The organism is Delftia sp. WSY_16, assembly GCF_043104415.1.
GTDB lineage: Bacteria > Pseudomonadota > Gammaproteobacteria > Burkholderiales > Burkholderiaceae_C > Comamonas > Comamonas tsuruhatensis.
The window spans coordinates 314,422-329,574 of record NZ_JBICKS010000037.1 but is presented as its reverse complement, the minus strand read 5'-3'; the positions used below and the strand labels follow the sequence as shown (position 1 = coordinate 329,574).

General features: G+C 65.2%; 14 protein-coding genes. 6 read left to right on the top strand and 8 right to left on the bottom strand.

The genetic code is table 11. From position 1 onward, the window contains the following. Positions 1–88 precede the first annotated feature (88 nt). Genes yidC through rpmH form a run of 4 tightly spaced genes read right to left on the bottom strand, consistent with a single transcriptional unit; the run spans position 89 to position 2,784 of the window. The gene (yidC, locus tag ACF8O7_RS19455) at positions 89–1,798 is read right to left on the bottom strand and encodes a membrane protein insertase YidC (RefSeq protein ID WP_126311527.1); all 1,710 of its coding nucleotides are present in this window, start codon (positions 1,796–1,798) and stop codon (positions 89–91) included. Beyond that, positions 1,795–2,085 carry a membrane protein insertion efficiency factor YidD gene (yidD, locus tag ACF8O7_RS19450; RefSeq protein ID WP_016447257.1) on the bottom strand — a complete coding sequence of 97 codons (291 nt, stop codon included), beginning with the start codon at positions 2,083–2,085 and terminating at the stop codon, positions 1,795–1,797. Before yidD ends, yidC begins: the two co-directional genes overlap by 4 nt. Continuing rightward, positions 2,082–2,591 (bottom strand): ribonuclease P protein component, encoded by a 510-nt coding sequence (locus ACF8O7_RS19445; RefSeq protein WP_017407041.1) that lies wholly within the window; start codon positions 2,589–2,591, stop codon positions 2,082–2,084. The genes yidD and ACF8O7_RS19445 overlap by 4 nt, the downstream gene beginning before the upstream one ends. Before the next feature lie 58 nt (positions 2,592–2,649). Beyond that, positions 2,650–2,784, bottom strand: a complete 135-nt coding sequence (rpmH, locus tag ACF8O7_RS19440) for a 50S ribosomal protein L34 (RefSeq protein ID WP_012207856.1) — start codon at positions 2,782–2,784, stop codon at positions 2,650–2,652. A gap of 414 nt (positions 2,785–3,198) precedes the next feature. Here rpmH and dnaA point away from each other — a divergent pair, with 414 nt between their 5' ends. From dnaA to gyrB, 3 genes are all read left to right on the top strand, one after another. Continuing rightward, complete coding sequence (dnaA, locus tag ACF8O7_RS19435) at positions 3,199–4,605, top strand: chromosomal replication initiator protein DnaA (RefSeq protein WP_016447259.1); 1,407 nt, start codon at positions 3,199–3,201, stop codon at positions 4,603–4,605. A 121-nt stretch (positions 4,606–4,726) separates the two neighbouring features. After that, positions 4,727–5,845: a DNA polymerase III subunit beta gene (dnaN, locus tag ACF8O7_RS19430; RefSeq protein ID WP_016447260.1), complete on the top strand. Its 1,119-nt coding sequence runs from the start codon at positions 4,727–4,729 to the stop codon at positions 5,843–5,845. Positions 5,846–6,047: 202 nt separating this feature from the next. Then, a complete protein-coding gene (gene gyrB / locus ACF8O7_RS19425; protein ID WP_126311529.1) occupies positions 6,048–8,627 on the top strand; it encodes a DNA topoisomerase (ATP-hydrolyzing) subunit B in 2,580 nt (859 codons plus the stop codon). 81 nt (positions 8,628–8,708) lie between these two features. On the opposite strand, the gene ACF8O7_RS19420 is transcribed toward gyrB, so the two are convergent. Together ACF8O7_RS19420 and ACF8O7_RS19415 are read right to left on the bottom strand one after the other, a co-directional pair. Continuing rightward, the gene (locus ACF8O7_RS19420; RefSeq protein WP_239009550.1) at positions 8,709–9,815 is read right to left on the bottom strand and encodes a CaiB/BaiF CoA-transferase family protein; all 1,107 of its coding nucleotides are present in this window, start codon (positions 9,813–9,815) and stop codon (positions 8,709–8,711) included. Between the two features lie 133 nt (positions 9,816–9,948). Then, the gene (locus tag ACF8O7_RS19415; protein WP_279495519.1) at positions 9,949–10,869 is read right to left on the bottom strand and encodes a LysR family transcriptional regulator; all 921 of its coding nucleotides are present in this window, start codon (positions 10,867–10,869) and stop codon (positions 9,949–9,951) included. A 126-nt stretch (positions 10,870–10,995) separates the two neighbouring features. Between ACF8O7_RS19415 and ACF8O7_RS19410 the strand changes: the two genes are divergently transcribed. From ACF8O7_RS19410 to ACF8O7_RS19400, 3 genes are all read left to right on the top strand, one after another. Beyond that, positions 10,996–11,967, top strand: a complete 972-nt coding sequence (locus ACF8O7_RS19410) for a tripartite tricarboxylate transporter substrate binding protein (RefSeq protein ID WP_279493759.1) — start codon at positions 10,996–10,998, stop codon at positions 11,965–11,967. 11 nt (positions 11,968–11,978) lie between these two features. Next, entirely contained in the window at positions 11,979–12,443 is a 465-nt protein-coding gene (locus ACF8O7_RS19405) for a MaoC family dehydratase (RefSeq protein WP_016447265.1), read from the top strand. Between the two features lie 129 nt (positions 12,444–12,572). Then, positions 12,573–12,971 (top strand): YkgJ family cysteine cluster protein, encoded by a 399-nt coding sequence (locus tag ACF8O7_RS19400; RefSeq protein WP_013799932.1) that lies wholly within the window; start codon positions 12,573–12,575, stop codon positions 12,969–12,971. Between the two features lie 7 nt (positions 12,972–12,978). Here ACF8O7_RS19400 and ACF8O7_RS19395 read toward each other — a convergent pair whose 3' ends face one another. Both ACF8O7_RS19395 and ACF8O7_RS19390 read right to left on the bottom strand, forming a co-directional pair. Next, positions 12,979–14,379, bottom strand: a complete 1,401-nt coding sequence (locus ACF8O7_RS19395) for a HAMP domain-containing sensor histidine kinase (protein WP_046239392.1) — start codon at positions 14,377–14,379, stop codon at positions 12,979–12,981. Between the two features lie 4 nt (positions 14,380–14,383). Further along, positions 14,384–15,088, bottom strand: a complete 705-nt coding sequence (locus ACF8O7_RS19390) for a response regulator transcription factor (RefSeq protein ID WP_017407046.1) — start codon at positions 15,086–15,088, stop codon at positions 14,384–14,386. Between the last annotated feature and the right edge of the window lie 65 nt (positions 15,089–15,153).

The following is a 15,153-nucleotide window of genomic DNA, read 5'->3' as shown; positions in this document are numbered from 1 at the left end:
CTTGGGAAGGGATTTCAGGCCGCCGATGATAGGCCGCCCATGAAAAAAGCCCGCCGAAGCGGGCTTTGGAGCCAGGGCCTTCGCAGGCTTACTTGGCAGGCTTGGTCTTGCCGAAGTTGGGCAGATTGAACTGCGGCGGCACGCCCATGCGGGTGTTGATGATCCACTGCTGGGCAATGGACAGGATGTTGTTCGTCAGCCAGTACAGCACCAGGCCGGCCGGGAAGAAGAAGAACATCACGCTGAAGACCAGGGGCATGATCCACATCATCTTGGCCTGCATCGGATCCGGCGGAGCGGGGTTCAGCGCGGTCTGCAGCAGCGACGACAGGGTCATCAGCACGGGCAGGATGAACAGCGGGTCCTTGGCCGACAGGTCGGTGATCCAGCCGATCCAGGGCGCGTTGCGGATTTCCACGCTGGACAGCAGCACCCAGTACAGCGCGATGAACACTGGGATCTGGATGATGATGGGCAGGCAGCCGCCCATGGGGTTGACCTTTTCCTCGCGGTAGATGCGCATCATCTCCTGCTGCATCTGCTGGGGCTTGTCCTTGAGGCGCTCGCGCATTTCCATGATGCGCGGGTTGATGGCCTTCATCTTGGCCATCGAGGAGTAGGCCTTGGCATTGAGCCAGTAGAAGGCGATCTTCAGCAGCAGCACCAGGGCCACGATGGACCAGCCCCAGTTGCCCAGGAAACCGTGCAGCTTGTCCAGCAGCCAGTACAGCGGCTTGGCCAGGATGGTCAGCCAGCCATAGTCCTTGACCAGTTCCAGGCCGGGGGCCAGAGCCTCCAGGCGCTTTTCGATCTGGGGTCCGGCAAACAGGCGCGCTTCCACGCTCTTGCTCTGGCCGGGCTCGATGGTGCCCACGGGCGTGATCATGCCGACGGCGTAGAGGTTGCTGTCCACCTTGCGCAGGAAGTTCTCGCGCTGCACGCCTTCGGCCAGCAGCCAGGCGCTGGCAAAGTAATGCTGGACCATGGCCACGTAGCCGCCCGAGGACGACTTCTCGACGCTGGCCTTGCCGTTTTCGATGTCCTTGAACTCGACCTTCTGGTACTTCTTCTCGTCGGTGTAGACGGCCGGGCCCGTGAAGGTGGAGTACATGGTGGACTCTTCGCCTTCGGGCTTGTTGCCGTCGCGCACCAGCTGCAGGTACAGCTGCGGGTTCACGGCAGTCGTGCCGATGTTCACCACTTCATGGCGCACGCCGATGTCGTAGGCACCGCGCTTGAGCGTCCAGATCTTGACCAGCTTCACGCCGCCCATGTCGGGCGACTCGAAGCGAAGCTCCATCTGGTCCTCGCCGTCCTTGAGCTCGCGTGCACCGGGCAGCGCGGTCATGGTCGTCTTGTGCGTGGGGAAACCGCCGCCGATCAGGCCCGACTGGCCCAGGTACACACGGTGCACGCTCTCGTCGAACAGCACGACCGGCTTGTCCTTGTGGGCGGAATCGGCGTACTTGAGCAGCTCGGCATGTCGCAGCGTGCCGCCCTGGCTGTCGAAGGTCAGGCGCAGCACGTCGGTGCTGATGGTCACGTTCTGGCGCGGGGCAGCCTCGGGCGCGGCAGCGCCGCCAGGCACTTCGCCGGCACCGGCCGTTGCCGCAGTCGCTGCCGAGGGCACGCTGGCGTCGCCGGGCGCCTTGCCCGTTTCAGGTGCCGGGGCCGTGGCCACGGCCGGCGCGGGGAAGAAAGTGGCCTTCTTGCCGTTGTGCACTTGCCATTTGTCCCATAGCAAGACCAGCGAAAAGCCAAATATCACCCACAGGATGGTGCGGCGAATATCGTTCATGAAGACTTCTTAGGTGAGGAAGGTTGGGTGTTTTCGGGCGCAGCCGTCAGGCTGGTGAACAGCCTGGGCTTGTGCTCTGGCACAGGGTCATGCCCCCCGTCACACCACGGATGACAGCGCGCCAGTCGGCGCAGTGTCAGGTAGGAGCCTACCGCAGCGCCGTGTTGCTCCAGCGCTTCAAGGGAATAGGCAGAGCAGGTCGGCGTGAAGCGGCAGGCCGAGCCCAGCCAGGGACTGAGCATCAGCCGATAGCCACGCACCAGCGCCATCAGCAGCCGCTGCATCATGGCGTGGCTCCGGCAGGCTCGCCAGCGGCAGCGGCCGGCTCCTGCGCTGGCTGAGGCAACCCGGGTGCCGGCTGCGACAGGCGTTTCGCGGCATGGGCGAACAGCTGCTGCAGCTCGGCACGAACCGCCTGCTTGAGCACATCGGACGTGGCGCTCACGAACTGGCGCCGGTCAAAGCCCGAGCGCAATCGCACCACATGCGCGCCATGGAGCATCAAGGCCTCGTGCTCGCCGCCCACGGCGTAGATCTGCCGCTTGATGGTGTGGCGTGTCACCGATCGGCGCGCCCAGCGCTTGGGCACCATGGCACCCAGCCAGGCATCCCGGCGCACCGCGCCAACGCCGAACAGGGCCTGCGGATCTTGCGATCCGGGCCCTGTCGGTGGCGGCATGGCAGCGACCTGCTCCGTCAGAACGAGACGGTGCAGGGCGAAGTGCGCGGTACGCGAAATCGTACCGGCAGCCATGGCGGCCTGAAACTGCGGACGTGTTTTCAGCCGTTGCATTCCAGCACCCCTTTCAGGGGTTCAGTGCAGCGAGCAAACCGCCCAGCAATGGCTGGCCTTAGACGGCCAGACGCTTGCGGCCCTTGGCGCGGCGAGCGTTGATCACGGCGCGGCCGCCCTTGGTCTTCATGCGGACCAGAAAGCCGTGGGTGCGGGCGCGACGGGTCTTGGAGGGTTGGTAAGTACGTTTCATGTTGGTTCCTAGAGAAGGTTCAGTTTTGCACCGGTCCCGTATCCGGCACGCTACACGCAGTGCAGCCAGCAGCCGCCACAAAGGCAAACCGCCAGGCCACCTGCCAAAAATCTGCACGATGCACTTGCCATGTGCGGCCAGGAGCGCGAACCGGGAAGGTTTCGCCCAAGGCAACCAGCAGCAGCATGCAGACCCGATGCAGACGGGCGGGACATATCACCCTGAACACATTCAGGGAAACCCGCGATTATCACAGCGTTGCCCACTTGATGCAATGCCCTTCGAACCTGAAGGATGCCTGCCCATTTTGCGACAGGGCAGAGGACAAGCTCCTGATATTTTGTGGATAACTTCCGCAAAAGCTACAATGGCAGCCTCGCAACAGTTCCTCCTATCCACAACTAGACTTCGACAATGACAGAGGAACCTACGAACGATGCAGGCCAGGGCCTGTGGCAAGTCTGCGTTGAGCAACTGGGGCAGGAAATGCCTGAGCAGCAGTTCAACACCTGGATCAAGCCCCTGACCGCGCACGTCGCCGAAGACTTCTCCAAAGTCACCGTCTACGTGGCCAACCGCTTCAAGCTCGACTGGATCCGCGCCCAATATGCAGGCCGCATCTCGGCCATGCTGGAGTCGCTCTATGGCCAGCCGGTGACACTTGAGTTAGCGCTCGCTCAACGGGAAAGCGTTGTGCGTACTTATGTTCGCCCATCTTCCAGCGAGCGCTCGGCCCCACCGGAAACCATTGTCACCTCGGTGCCCACGGTCACTGGCGAAGACGCGGCAGCGCCGGTCTTCCGTACGCGCCTGAACGCCGCGCTGACCTTTGAAACCCTGGTGGAAGGCACGGCCAACCGCATGGCACGCTCGGCCGCCATGCATGTGGCGGGCTCGCCCGGCCACCTGTACAACCCGCTGTTCATCTACGGCGGCGTGGGCCTGGGCAAGACCCACCTGGTGCATGCCGTGGGCAACAAGCTGCTGGCCGACAAGCCCGACGCGAAAGTTCTCTACATCCACGCCGAGCAGTTCGTCTCGGATGTGGTCAAGGCCTACCAGCGCCGCACTTTTGACGAATTCAAGGAGCGCTACCACTCGCTGGATCTGCTGCTGATCGACGATGTGCAGTTCTTCGCCAACAAGGACCGCACGCAGGAGGAGTTCTTCAACGCCTTCGAGGCCCTGCTGGCCAAGAAGAGCCACATCGTGATGACCTCGGACACCTATCCCAAGGGTCTGGCCAACATCCACGAGCGGCTGGTCTCGCGCTTCGACTCCGGGCTGACGGTGGCCATCGAGCCGCCCGAGCTGGAGATGCGCGTGGCCATCCTGATCAACAAGGCCCGCGCCGAGAACGCCGAGATGCCCGAGGAAGTCGCCTTCTTCGTGGCCAAGAACGTGCGCTCCAACGTGCGCGAGCTCGAAGGCGCGCTGCGCAAGATCCTGGCCTATTCGCGCTTCAACCAGAAGGAAGTCTCCATCCAGCTGGCCCGCGAGGCCCTGCGTGATCTGCTGTCCATCCAGAACCGCCAGATCAGCGTGGAAAACATCCAGAAGACGGTGGCCGACTACTACAAGATCAAGGTGGCCGACATGTACAGCAAGAAGCGCCCGGCCAGCATTGCCCGGCCGCGCCAGATTGCCATGTACCTGGCCAAGGAATTGACCCAGAAGAGCCTGCCCGAGATCGGCGAGCTGTTCGGCGGACGCGACCACACCACCGTGCTGCACGCGGTGCGCAAGATCGCCGGCGAACGCCAGCAGCTGACCGAGCTGAACCAGCAGCTGCACGTGCTGGAGCAAACTCTCAAAGGTTGATGAAAACTCCCCCGTTCAGGCCCTGCGTACGCGGCAAAATGGGGGATTCGAGCGGCAAGAGGGGGCTCATGTGTGAGCCGCCGCTCCCACCGAGACCCGCATCCTTAAATCAGAGGTTGACATGATCGTCCTGAAAGCCACACAAGACAAAGTTCTCGCGGTCCTGCAATCGGTGTCCGGCATCGTCGAACGCCGCCACACGCTGCCCATCCTGGCCAACGTGCTGATCAAGAAGACCGGCAACGCATTGCAGCTGACCACCAGCGACCTGGAAATCCAGATCCGCACCACCGCCGAACTCGGCGGCGACACCGGCGACTTCACCACCACCGTGGGCGCGCGCAAGCTGATCGACATCCTCAAGACCATGCCCGGCGACCAGACCGTGAGCCTGGAGACCCAGCAGGCCAAGATGGTGCTCAAGGGCGGCAAGAGCCGCTTCACGCTGCAGACCCTGCCGGCCGAGGATTTCCCGCTGGTGCAGGAGGCTGCGGCCTTCGGCCCGTCGTTCAGCGTGCCGCAGAAGGTGCTCAAGGACCTGCTGGGCCAGGTCTCCTTCGCCATGGCCGTGCAGGACATCCGCTACTACCTCAACGGCATCCTGTTCGTGGCCGAGGGCAAGCAGCTGTCCCTGGTGGCCACCGACGGCCACCGCCTGGCCTTTGCAAGCAGCCAGCTGGACGTGGAAGTGCCCAAGCAGGAAGTGATCCTGCCGCGCAAGACCGTGCTGGAGCTGCAGCGCCTGCTGTCGGATGCCGGCGGCGAGAACCAGCCCCACATCGAGATGCAGTTCGCCAACAACCAGGCCAAGTTCACCTTTGGCGGCATGGAGTTCGTGACCAAGCTGGTCGAGGGCAAGTTCCCCGACTACAACCGCGTCATCCCGCGCAACCACACCAACAGCGTGACCCTGGGCCGCGCCCCGCTGCTGGCCAGCCTGCAGCGCACGGCCATCATGACCAGCGACAAGTTCAAGGGCGTGCGCCTGACGGTGGAGCCCGGCACCTTGCGCGTGGCCTCCAACAACGCCGAGCAGGAAGAGGCCATGGACGAGCTGGACATCGACTACGGTGGCGACACCATCGAGATCGGCTTCAACGTCACCTACCTGATCGACGCCCTGTCCAACATGGGCCAGGACATGATCAGGATCGACCTGCAGGACGGCAACAGCTCGGCGCTGCTGACCATCCCCGAGAACGACAGCTTCAAGTACGTCGTGATGCCGATGCGCATCTGAGCGCGCGCCACACCTACCCGATGCCTGACACATTGCGCAGCCCCTGCACCCGCCGCCCGGTGGCACAAGCCGGTGCAAGGCGCGCAACCACCCTATCCGACTCGTAGCCCGCAGCGCGCGTCCCTACGCACCGCGCCAGCGGCCGAATCGAACATTTTCAAGCGAAGCGACAGCTTCCGACGGAACTACCCCAGGGCCTTCCATGACCGACGAGAACAAGCCAGAAAACCAGACCATTGCCCCCGAAGGCTCAGACTCCAGCGGCTATGGCGAAGGCGCGATCCAGATCCTCGAAGGCCTGGAGGCCGTGCGCAAGCGCCCCGGCATGTACATCGGCGACACCTCCGATGGCACGGGCCTGCACCACCTGGTCTTCGAAGTGGTGGACAACTCCATCGACGAAGCCCTGGCCGGCTACTGCGACGACATCCTGGTCACCATCCATGCCGATGGCTCCCTGTCCGTCATCGACAACGGCCGCGGCATCCCCACGCGCGTGAAGATGGACGACAAGCACGAGCCCAAGCGCTCGGCGGCCGAAATCGCCCTCACCGAACTGCACGCGGGCGGCAAGTTCAACCAGAACAGCTACAAGGTCTCGGGCGGCCTGCACGGCGTGGGCGTGTCCTGCGTGAACGCACTGTCCATCTGGCTCAAGCTCAGCGTGCGCCGCGACGGCGAAGTCTACGAGATCGACTTCTCGCGCGGCCAGGTGCAGAACCGCCCCATCGAGATCGTGGACGGCGTCGAGGTCTCGCCCATGCGCGTGGTCGGCAAGAGCGACAAGCGCGGCACCAAGGTCCACTTCCTGCCCGACACGGAAATCTTCACGCAGAACCATGAGTTCCGCTACGAGATCCTGGCCAAGCGCCTGCGCGAACTGTCCTTCCTGAACAACGGCGTGCGCATCCGCCTCAAGGACGAGCGCGACGGCCGCGAGGACGACTTCTCCGGCGCCGGCGGCGTCATGGGCTTCGTGCAGTTCATCAACGCCAACAAGAAGGTGCTGCACCCCACCGCCTTCCACGCCAACGGCACGCGTCCTGCGGAAAGCTACGGCGGCATCCCCGGCACCGAGATCGGCGTCGAAGTCGCCATGCAGTGGAACGACAGCTACGCCGAGCAGGTGCTGTGCTTCACCAACAACATCCCGCAGCGCGACGGCGGCACCCACCTGACGGGCCTGCGCGCCGCCATGACGCGCGTGATCGGCAAGTACATCGAGCAGAACGAGCTGGCCAAGAAGGCCAAGGTCGAGGTCAGCGGCGACGACATGCGCGAAGGCCTGTGCTGCGTGCTGTCCGTGAAGGTGCCCGAGCCCAAGTTCAGCAGCCAGACCAAGGACAAGCTGGTCTCCAGCGAAGTGCGCGCGCCCGTGGAGGACATCGTCGCCAAGGCGCTGACCGACTACCTGGAGGAAAAGCCCAACGACGCCAAGATCCTGTGCAGCAAGATCGTCGATGCCGCGCGTGCCCGCGAGGCCGCGCGCAAGGCCCGCGAGATGACGCGCCGCAAGGGTGTGCTCGACGGCATGGGCCTGCCCGGCAAGCTGGCCGACTGCCAGGAAAAGGACCCGGCGCTGTGCGAGATCTACATCGTCGAGGGTGACTCCGCCGGCGGCTCCGCCAAGCAAGGTCGCGACCGCAAGTTCCAGGCCATCCTGCCGCTGCGCGGCAAGATCCTGAACGTGGAAAAGGCCCGCTACGAGAAGCTGCTGACCAGCAACGAAATCGTCACCCTGATCACGGCCCTGGGCACCGGCATCGGCAAGGCCACGGCCGAATCGGGCAAGAGCGGCAGCGACGATTTCGACCCCAACAAGCTGCGCTACCACCGCATCATCATCATGACCGACGCGGACGTGGACGGCGCCCACATCCGCACCCTGCTGCTGACCTTCTTCTACCGCCAGATGCCGGACCTGGTCGAGCGCGGCCACATCTACATCGCCCAGCCACCGCTGTACAAGGTCAAGAACGGCAAGGAAGAGCTGTACATCAAGGACGGCCCCGCGCTCAACCAGTACCTGCTGCGCATCGCGCTGATGAACGCCAGCGTCAGCACCGGCGGCGCCAACCCGCGCACGCTGGACGGCGAGGAACTGGCCAAGCTGGCCAACATGCACCTGGCCGCCGAGACCGTCATCGACCGCCTGTCCAACTTCATGGATGCCGAGGCCCTGCGCGCCATCGCCGACGGCGTGCAGATCACGCTGGACAGCATCGAGGCGGCACAGGCCTGCGCCCCCATCCTGGAGGCCAAGCTGCGCGAGTTGACCACCACGGGCGTGCCCGCCGAGGTCACGGCCGAAATCGACCCGGTCTCCGAAAAGCCCGTGCTGCGCATCAGCCGCCACCACCACGGCAACATCAAGAGCTCCATCCTCACCCAGGAGTTCGTGCGCAGCCACGACTACGCCGCACTGGCCGACGAAGCCCAGAACTTCAACGGCCTGCTGGGCGAAGGCGCCAAGGTCATGCGCGGCGAAGGCGAGAAGGCCAAGAGCGACAAGGCCACCGACTTCCGCCAGGCCATGCAATGGCTGCTGCACGAGGCCGAACGCACCACGGCCCGCCAGCGCTACAAGGGCCTGGGCGAAATGAACCCCGAGCAGCTGTGGGAGACCACCATGGACCCCACCGTGCGCAGCCTGCTGCAGGTGCAGATCGGCGACGCCATCGAGGCCGACCGCGTGTTCACCATGCTCATGGGCGACGAGGTGGAGCCGCGCCGGGACTTCATCGAGACGAATGCGCTGCGGGCGGGCAATATCGACGTCTGATCCAGCCGAACGGCACACTGCAAAAAGCGCTCTGCAAGGAGCGCTTTTTTCATGGCCGGACCTTGGCGCCCCTGGTCATGTTCACCGCCCACCAAACTCCTCCCACAGCGCCTGCGTATGCTCGCCCAGCGCGGGCACGGCGCCCATGGCGGCTTCGGCATCCGACAGCGTGGCCGGGGGCAGCAGGGCCTGGATGCTGCCGGTGGGCGTGGCCACCTCGCGCCAGCGTTCACGCGCCTGCAGCTGGGGATGGTCCCAGACCGCGTGCATGTCGTTGAGCGGCGCGTTGGCGATGCCGCCTGCATCCAGGCGCTGCATGGCCTGTTCGCGGCTCAGGGGGGCCAGCACGGAGGCGATCACCGCGTCGAGTTCCTTGCGGTGCGCCACGCGCTGCAGGTTGGTGGCAAAGCGCGCGTCCTGCGCCAGCGCGGGCTGCTGCAGCACATGGGCGCAGAAGCTGTGCCATTCGCGGTCGTTCTGCAGGCCGAAGATCAGGCTCTGGCCGTCACCGGCCGTGTACTGGCCATAGGGCGCGATGGAAGGGTGGGTCAGCCCGCTGCGCGCAGGCGCCGCGCCGCCGTAGTGGGCGAAATTCAGCGGGTAGGACATCCATTCGGCCAGCGCCTCCAGCATGGATACCTCCACGCGCAGGCCCCGGCCGGTGCGGGCGCGCTGCAGCAGGGCAGACAGCATGCCCGAGTAGGCATACATGCCGGCCGCGATGTCGGCGATGGAAATGCCCACGCGCGCGGGCTGGTCGGGCGTGCCCGTGACCGAGATCAGGCCGGCTGCCGCCTGGATCAGCAGGTCATAGGCCTTTTTGTCGCTGAGCGGTCCGCCTTCGCCATAGCCCGATATATCGCAGACGATGAGACGCGGATATTTCTCATGCAGGCTGTCGAAATCCATGCCCATTCTCTGCATGGCACCGGGGGCCAGGTTCTGGATCAGGATATCGGCGTTTTCCAGTATTTTCCCGACGATATTCTGCCCTTCGGCGGTCTTGATATCTGCAGCCAGGCTTTGCTTTCCCCGATTGGCCCAGACAAAAAAGGATGATTCACCATGGACCTTGTCGTCATAGCCCCGCGCAAAATCCCCATCGGGCAATCGCTCCAGCTTGATGACCCTGGCGCCCAGGTCCGCCAGCTGCCGGCTGGCAAAAGGCCCTGCCACGGCGTGTTCCATGGCCAATACCGTCAAACCATCCAATGGGCGTGTCTGCATTTTCTTGAACGAGGCGAATATTCGATTCGCCGCATTCTAGAAGTGCGACCATCACCCAGCCAGTCGGCATTTTCTAAGCGGAATTTCAAATCTTCTAAGACAGGGATTCCTGCACGGCGCCTTCCTCGGGCAAAGGCTGGGCCGCCACATAGGCCACGAAATCGCGGGCATAGGCGGGCAGGGTTTCGGGTTCGCGCGTGACCACCTTCTGCTCGCGCTGCGCCCAGGCCTCGTCCAGGCCCACGGCAGCCAGCCTGCGCGCCTGCAGCGCCGGCCGGGCAATGGAGCGCGGCACCAGCGCAATGCCCACGCCTTCCTGCACGCACTGCAGCACGGCCTCGAATGTTGGTGCGTGCACACGTACTCTGGGATTCATGCCCAGCCTGGATGCCATGCCTTGGAGGTAGAGAAAGTTGCTGGTCTTGCGGCCGATCGAGACCAGGTCGTAGGTCAGCGCAGTTTCCAGCGGCACCCTGCTGCTGGCGGCCAAGGGGTGGCCAGCGGGCACCACGAACACCAGTTCATCGCGGCCATAGGTGATGGCGTGCAGGCCATGCAGATCGATCTGGCCGGCCACCAGACCCACGTCGGCACTGCCGTCGAGCACGGCGCGCACCGTGTCTTCGCTCAGGCGCTCCTCCAGGTCCACATTGACGTTCGGATAATGGGCCAGATAGCGGCTGAGCACGGGCGCGATTCCCGTCAGCGTGCTGCTGTTGGCAAATACGCGGATATGGCCTGATATTCCGTTGATGTGTCTTTGCATTTCTCCGTGCAGGCGGTCCACGCTGCCGAAAATGGAATCGGCGTATTTCTTGACCGTCATTCCCGCCGGGGTCAGCACCATGCCTTTGGACGTTCTTTCAAACAGCGATGCGCCCATGGCCTGCTCCAGATTCTTGAGCCGGTAGCTGGCCGATGGCGCCGTCAAATGCATTTCAGCCGCGCCTGCGCTGAGGCTTTTGGCCTGGGCAATCGCAAGGAAAACCCTGAGATCCGTCAATTCATATCGCATCCGTTGCATGCCCGCCGGGAGCATTTCCTTGGTGTTAGACGGTTTCTAACCGCCCTATCAATGATTCGACTGGCTGCATTGGCAGCGCATTTCTATAGTCGGCGCCAGGAGACAACGGAGAAAATTATGGACTTCAAGACGGCAAGACGCCAAACCCTTCTCACTGCCCTGCTTCTGGCCGCCGGCGCGGTCGCAGCGCAGGACTATCCGGCGCGCCCCATCAAGCTGGTGATTCCCTACGCGGCAGGCGGCCCCACCGACACCTTTGGCCGCGCCATGGCCGATGTCTGGAGCCAGAAGCTGGGCACGCCCGTGGTGATCGAGAACCGCACGGGTGCCGGCACCCTGGTGGGCACGGAGGCGGTTGCCAAGGCAGCCCCTGACGGCTACACCCTGCTGCTGACCACGGTGGCGCATGCCGTCAATCCCTACATCCACGACAAGCTGGGCTACCGCACGGAGGAAGACTTCGCGCCCGTGGGACTGCTCGCCAGGGCGCCGCTGGTGCTGGTGGTGGACAAGCGGCTGCCCGTGCAGAGCCTGCCGGATTTCCTGGCCTATCTGCGGGCGCGGCCCGGCCAGGTCAGCTATGCATCGGCGGGCGTGGGCAGCGCTCCGCACCTGGGCGCGGAGCTGCTGAACCTGATGGCGGGCACCCGGGCCCAGCATGTGCCCTACCGGGGCAGTGCGCCAGCCATACAGGACCTCATCGGCGGGCACCTGGCCTTCATGCTGGACAGCGCGCCCACAGGCCTGGCCCAGGTCAAGGCGGGCACGGTGCGCCTGCTGGCCACCACCATGGCCCAGCGCCTGCCGCAGACGCCCGACACGCCTGCCATTGCCGAGCAGGTGCCCGGCTACGAGGCCTATACCTGGAACGCCGTGTTCGCCCCCGCAGGCACGCCGCCAGCGCTGATTGCCCGCCTGCAGTCCAGCCTGCAGGCCACGGTGGACGATGCCGGGCTGCAGAAAAAGGCCTACGACATGGGCCTGGTGCTGGAAATGCAGCCGCGCCCCCAGGCGCTGGCCGCCTTCCTCAAGCAGGAGCTGGACAAATGGGGCAAGGTCGCCCGGGCCGCCCACATGAGCGCGAACTGAGGAGAGTCGCCATGCCACGCCACCCATCCCTGTGCGCCCAGCGCTACTTTGAAGACTTCGCGCTGGGCGAGGTCTTCGCCCTGCCATCGCGCACCATGACCGATGCCCTGTTCGCCGCCTTCCAGCTGGCCAGCGGCGACAACCATCCCGTGCACTACGACGTGGAGTACTGCCGCGCGCGCGGCATGCCCCATATGCTGGCCCACGGCTACCAGGTGGCCATACAGACGGCGGCAGGCGCCGGCCTGTTCCCGCACATGGTCGAGGAATCGCTCAAGGGCTTTCTGGAGCAGGGCAGCCGCTTCCTGGCCCCCGTCCATGTGGGCGACACGCTGTACTGCACGCTGACGGTGTCCGAGCTCAAGCCCGGCAACACCACGGGCGTGCTGACCCTGGCCACCGAGGTGCTGAACCAGCGCGACGAGCGGGTGTCGGACGGGTTTCAGAAATACCTGTTGAGGAAGCGGCCGGCCTGAAGGCCAGGGGATGGATGCAGGGACGGCGTCCCCCAAAGACCCGCCCCCTCGCTTGGCTACGCCGGCGCGGCAACCGCCGCCGGGCTTTCTGGCGAAAAATAGCGGCCCTGCACACGCCCATCCCCCACCATGAGATCCCCCATCAGCATCGTCGACGTCGACCGCCTCGACTCCTGGAGCAAATACAAGCCCGGCATGTGCGACAGCTGTGCGGCCAACTGCTGCACCATGCCGCTGGAGGTGCAGCTGCCCGATCTGGTGCGGCTGGAGCTGGTGGATCCGTTCGAGGTGGACAACGTGGAGCCCAAGCTCATCGCCAAGCGGCTGATGAAGATGCGCTTGATCGACCACTACAACCCCAAGCACAACATCTTCACCATGGCGCGGCGCGCCAGCGGGGACTGCAATTTTCTGGATGCCAAGTCGCGGCGCTGCACGGTCTACGACAAGCGGCCCGAAACCTGTCGCCTGCACCCCAAGAAGGGGCCCAAGCCCGGCTTTTGCGCCTACGGTCACAAGGACCGCTGAAACGGCTTCAGGCCGTGGGCAACCCGGGCAGCCAGATCCTTGCCTGCAGGCCCGGATGCATGTTCTCGAAGCCCAGCTTGCCGCCGTGCAGCTGCACGATGGCCAGCACGCTGGCCAGGCCCAGGCCGTAGCCTTCGCGGTCCGATTCGGCGCGGTAAAAGCGGGTGCTCATCTTCTCGCGCGTCTGCGCGTCCACGCCGGGGCCGCGGTCCTGCACGATGATTTCCACGCCCCAGGCGCCGCCGTCCATGCCGTGTTCGTGGGCCACGCCCGCGCGCAGCAGCATGTCGGCGCCGTGGTCGCTGTCGGGCAGTGATCCGTACTTGATGGCGTTGTCCACGAGGTTGGCCACGGCGCTGGCCAGCAGGTCCCCGTCGCCCAGCGCCATGGGCGTGCCTTCGACCTGCAGCCGCAGCACGCCGCCTGCGTCCTCGACCAGCGGTTCGTAGAACTCCACCACGTCGACCAGCAGGGCGCGCAGGTCCACGGGCGCGAAGTTCTTGCGGCTGGCGCCGCTTTCCACTTCGGCAATCTGCAGCAGCTTGTCGAAGACCACGCCCAGCTCGGCCACTTCCTGGGCCACCAGCGCCAGCGTCTCGTTCTTTTCCTCGGGCGTGGCCTGCTGGGCATTGCGCAGGCGCAGCAGGATGCGCGTCAGCGGCGTGCGCAGGTTGTGGGCGATGGTGTTGGAGACATGGCGTATGCCGTCCATCAGCAGTTCCAGCCGGTCCAGCATGGTGTTGATGTCGCGGTTGAGCAGCGTGAACTCATCGTCGCGGCGCGTGACCGGGATGCGCTGGCGCAGGTCGCCCGTGGCCACGCGCGCCATGGTGCTGCGGATGTCGGCGGCCCGCTCTTCCACCACGCGCCGGAAGGCCCCGGCGCCCAGTACGGCCATGCCCAGGGCCACCAGGCCGGCCAGCAGGCTGGCGCGGCCGAACAGCTCCTCCACATCGCTTTGCACCTGCATGTCGCTGCCCACGGCCAGCAGCTTGCCGTCGGACAGCTGGGCCACGGCCACGCGGCCCGCGATGATGCGGCCGTTGCGCCGCACCTTGAGATCGCGCACGCCCATCTCCGTCAGGCGGCGTGCGGGCACCACGTCGGCGTTGCCGATGATGGGATTGCCGTCGCCATCCATGAGGATGAGGATTTCGGTATCGGTGTTGACGCCGTCCAGCAGGGTCTGCTGGATCTCGGCCTCCAGCGCGGGCTCGCCGTACTTGTCGCGGTGCTCGACCAGGCGGCGCATGTGGTTCTCGGCCTGCCGGTCCATGCGCATGCGCAGCACGCCCACGGTCTGCACGTAGAACACCGACAGCACGATGGACATGGTCAGCACCAGCAGCACGCCGTAGGTCAGCGCCAGCCGGAAGGCCGTGGAGCTCCAGGGCTTGGCCAGCGACATGGGATCAGGCCACCTGCGGCAGGTCCTGCGGCCGGTCCGACAGGCTGTAGCCCACGCCGCGCACGGTGTGGATCAGCGCGGGCTCGAAGCCCTTGTCCACCTTGCCGCGCAGGCGGCTGATGTGCACGTCGATGACATTGGTCTGCGGGTCGAACCGGTAGTCCCACACCGACTCCAGCAGCATGGTGCGCGTGACGATCTGGTGCGCGTGCTGCATCAGAAAGGCCAGCAGGCGGAACTCGCGCGGCTGCAGCGCCAGCGGCTGGCCCGCGCGCTCGGCGCTGCGCGTGAGCAGGTTCAGCCGCAGGTCGGCCAGGCGCATCTCGCGCGCAGGGGCCGGGATCTGGGCGCGGCGCACCAGGGCCTCCAGGCGTGCCGAGAGTTCGGAGAAGGCAAAGGGCTTGGTCAGGTAGTCGTCGCAGCCGGCCTTGAGGCCGCGCACGCGCTCGTCTGTGGCCGACAGGGCGCTGAGCACCAGCACCGGCGTCTGCTTGCCCATGGAGCGCAGCGTCTGCAGGATCTGCAGGCCGTCGAAGCCGTTGGGCAGCATGCGGTCGAGGATGATCACATCCCAGCTCTCGCCCACGGCCATGGCGATGCCCTGCACACCATCGCTGCACACCGCCACCTGCGCGCCCTGCTGGCGCAGGCCTTCGGCGATGTAGCGCGCGTTCAGCGCGTCGTCTTCGATGATGAGATAGCGGTACATGCGGGCGGCAGGGCCTGACTCGAAACTGAGGCAGACACTATACGGCGCGCCAGACTCCGCCGAGA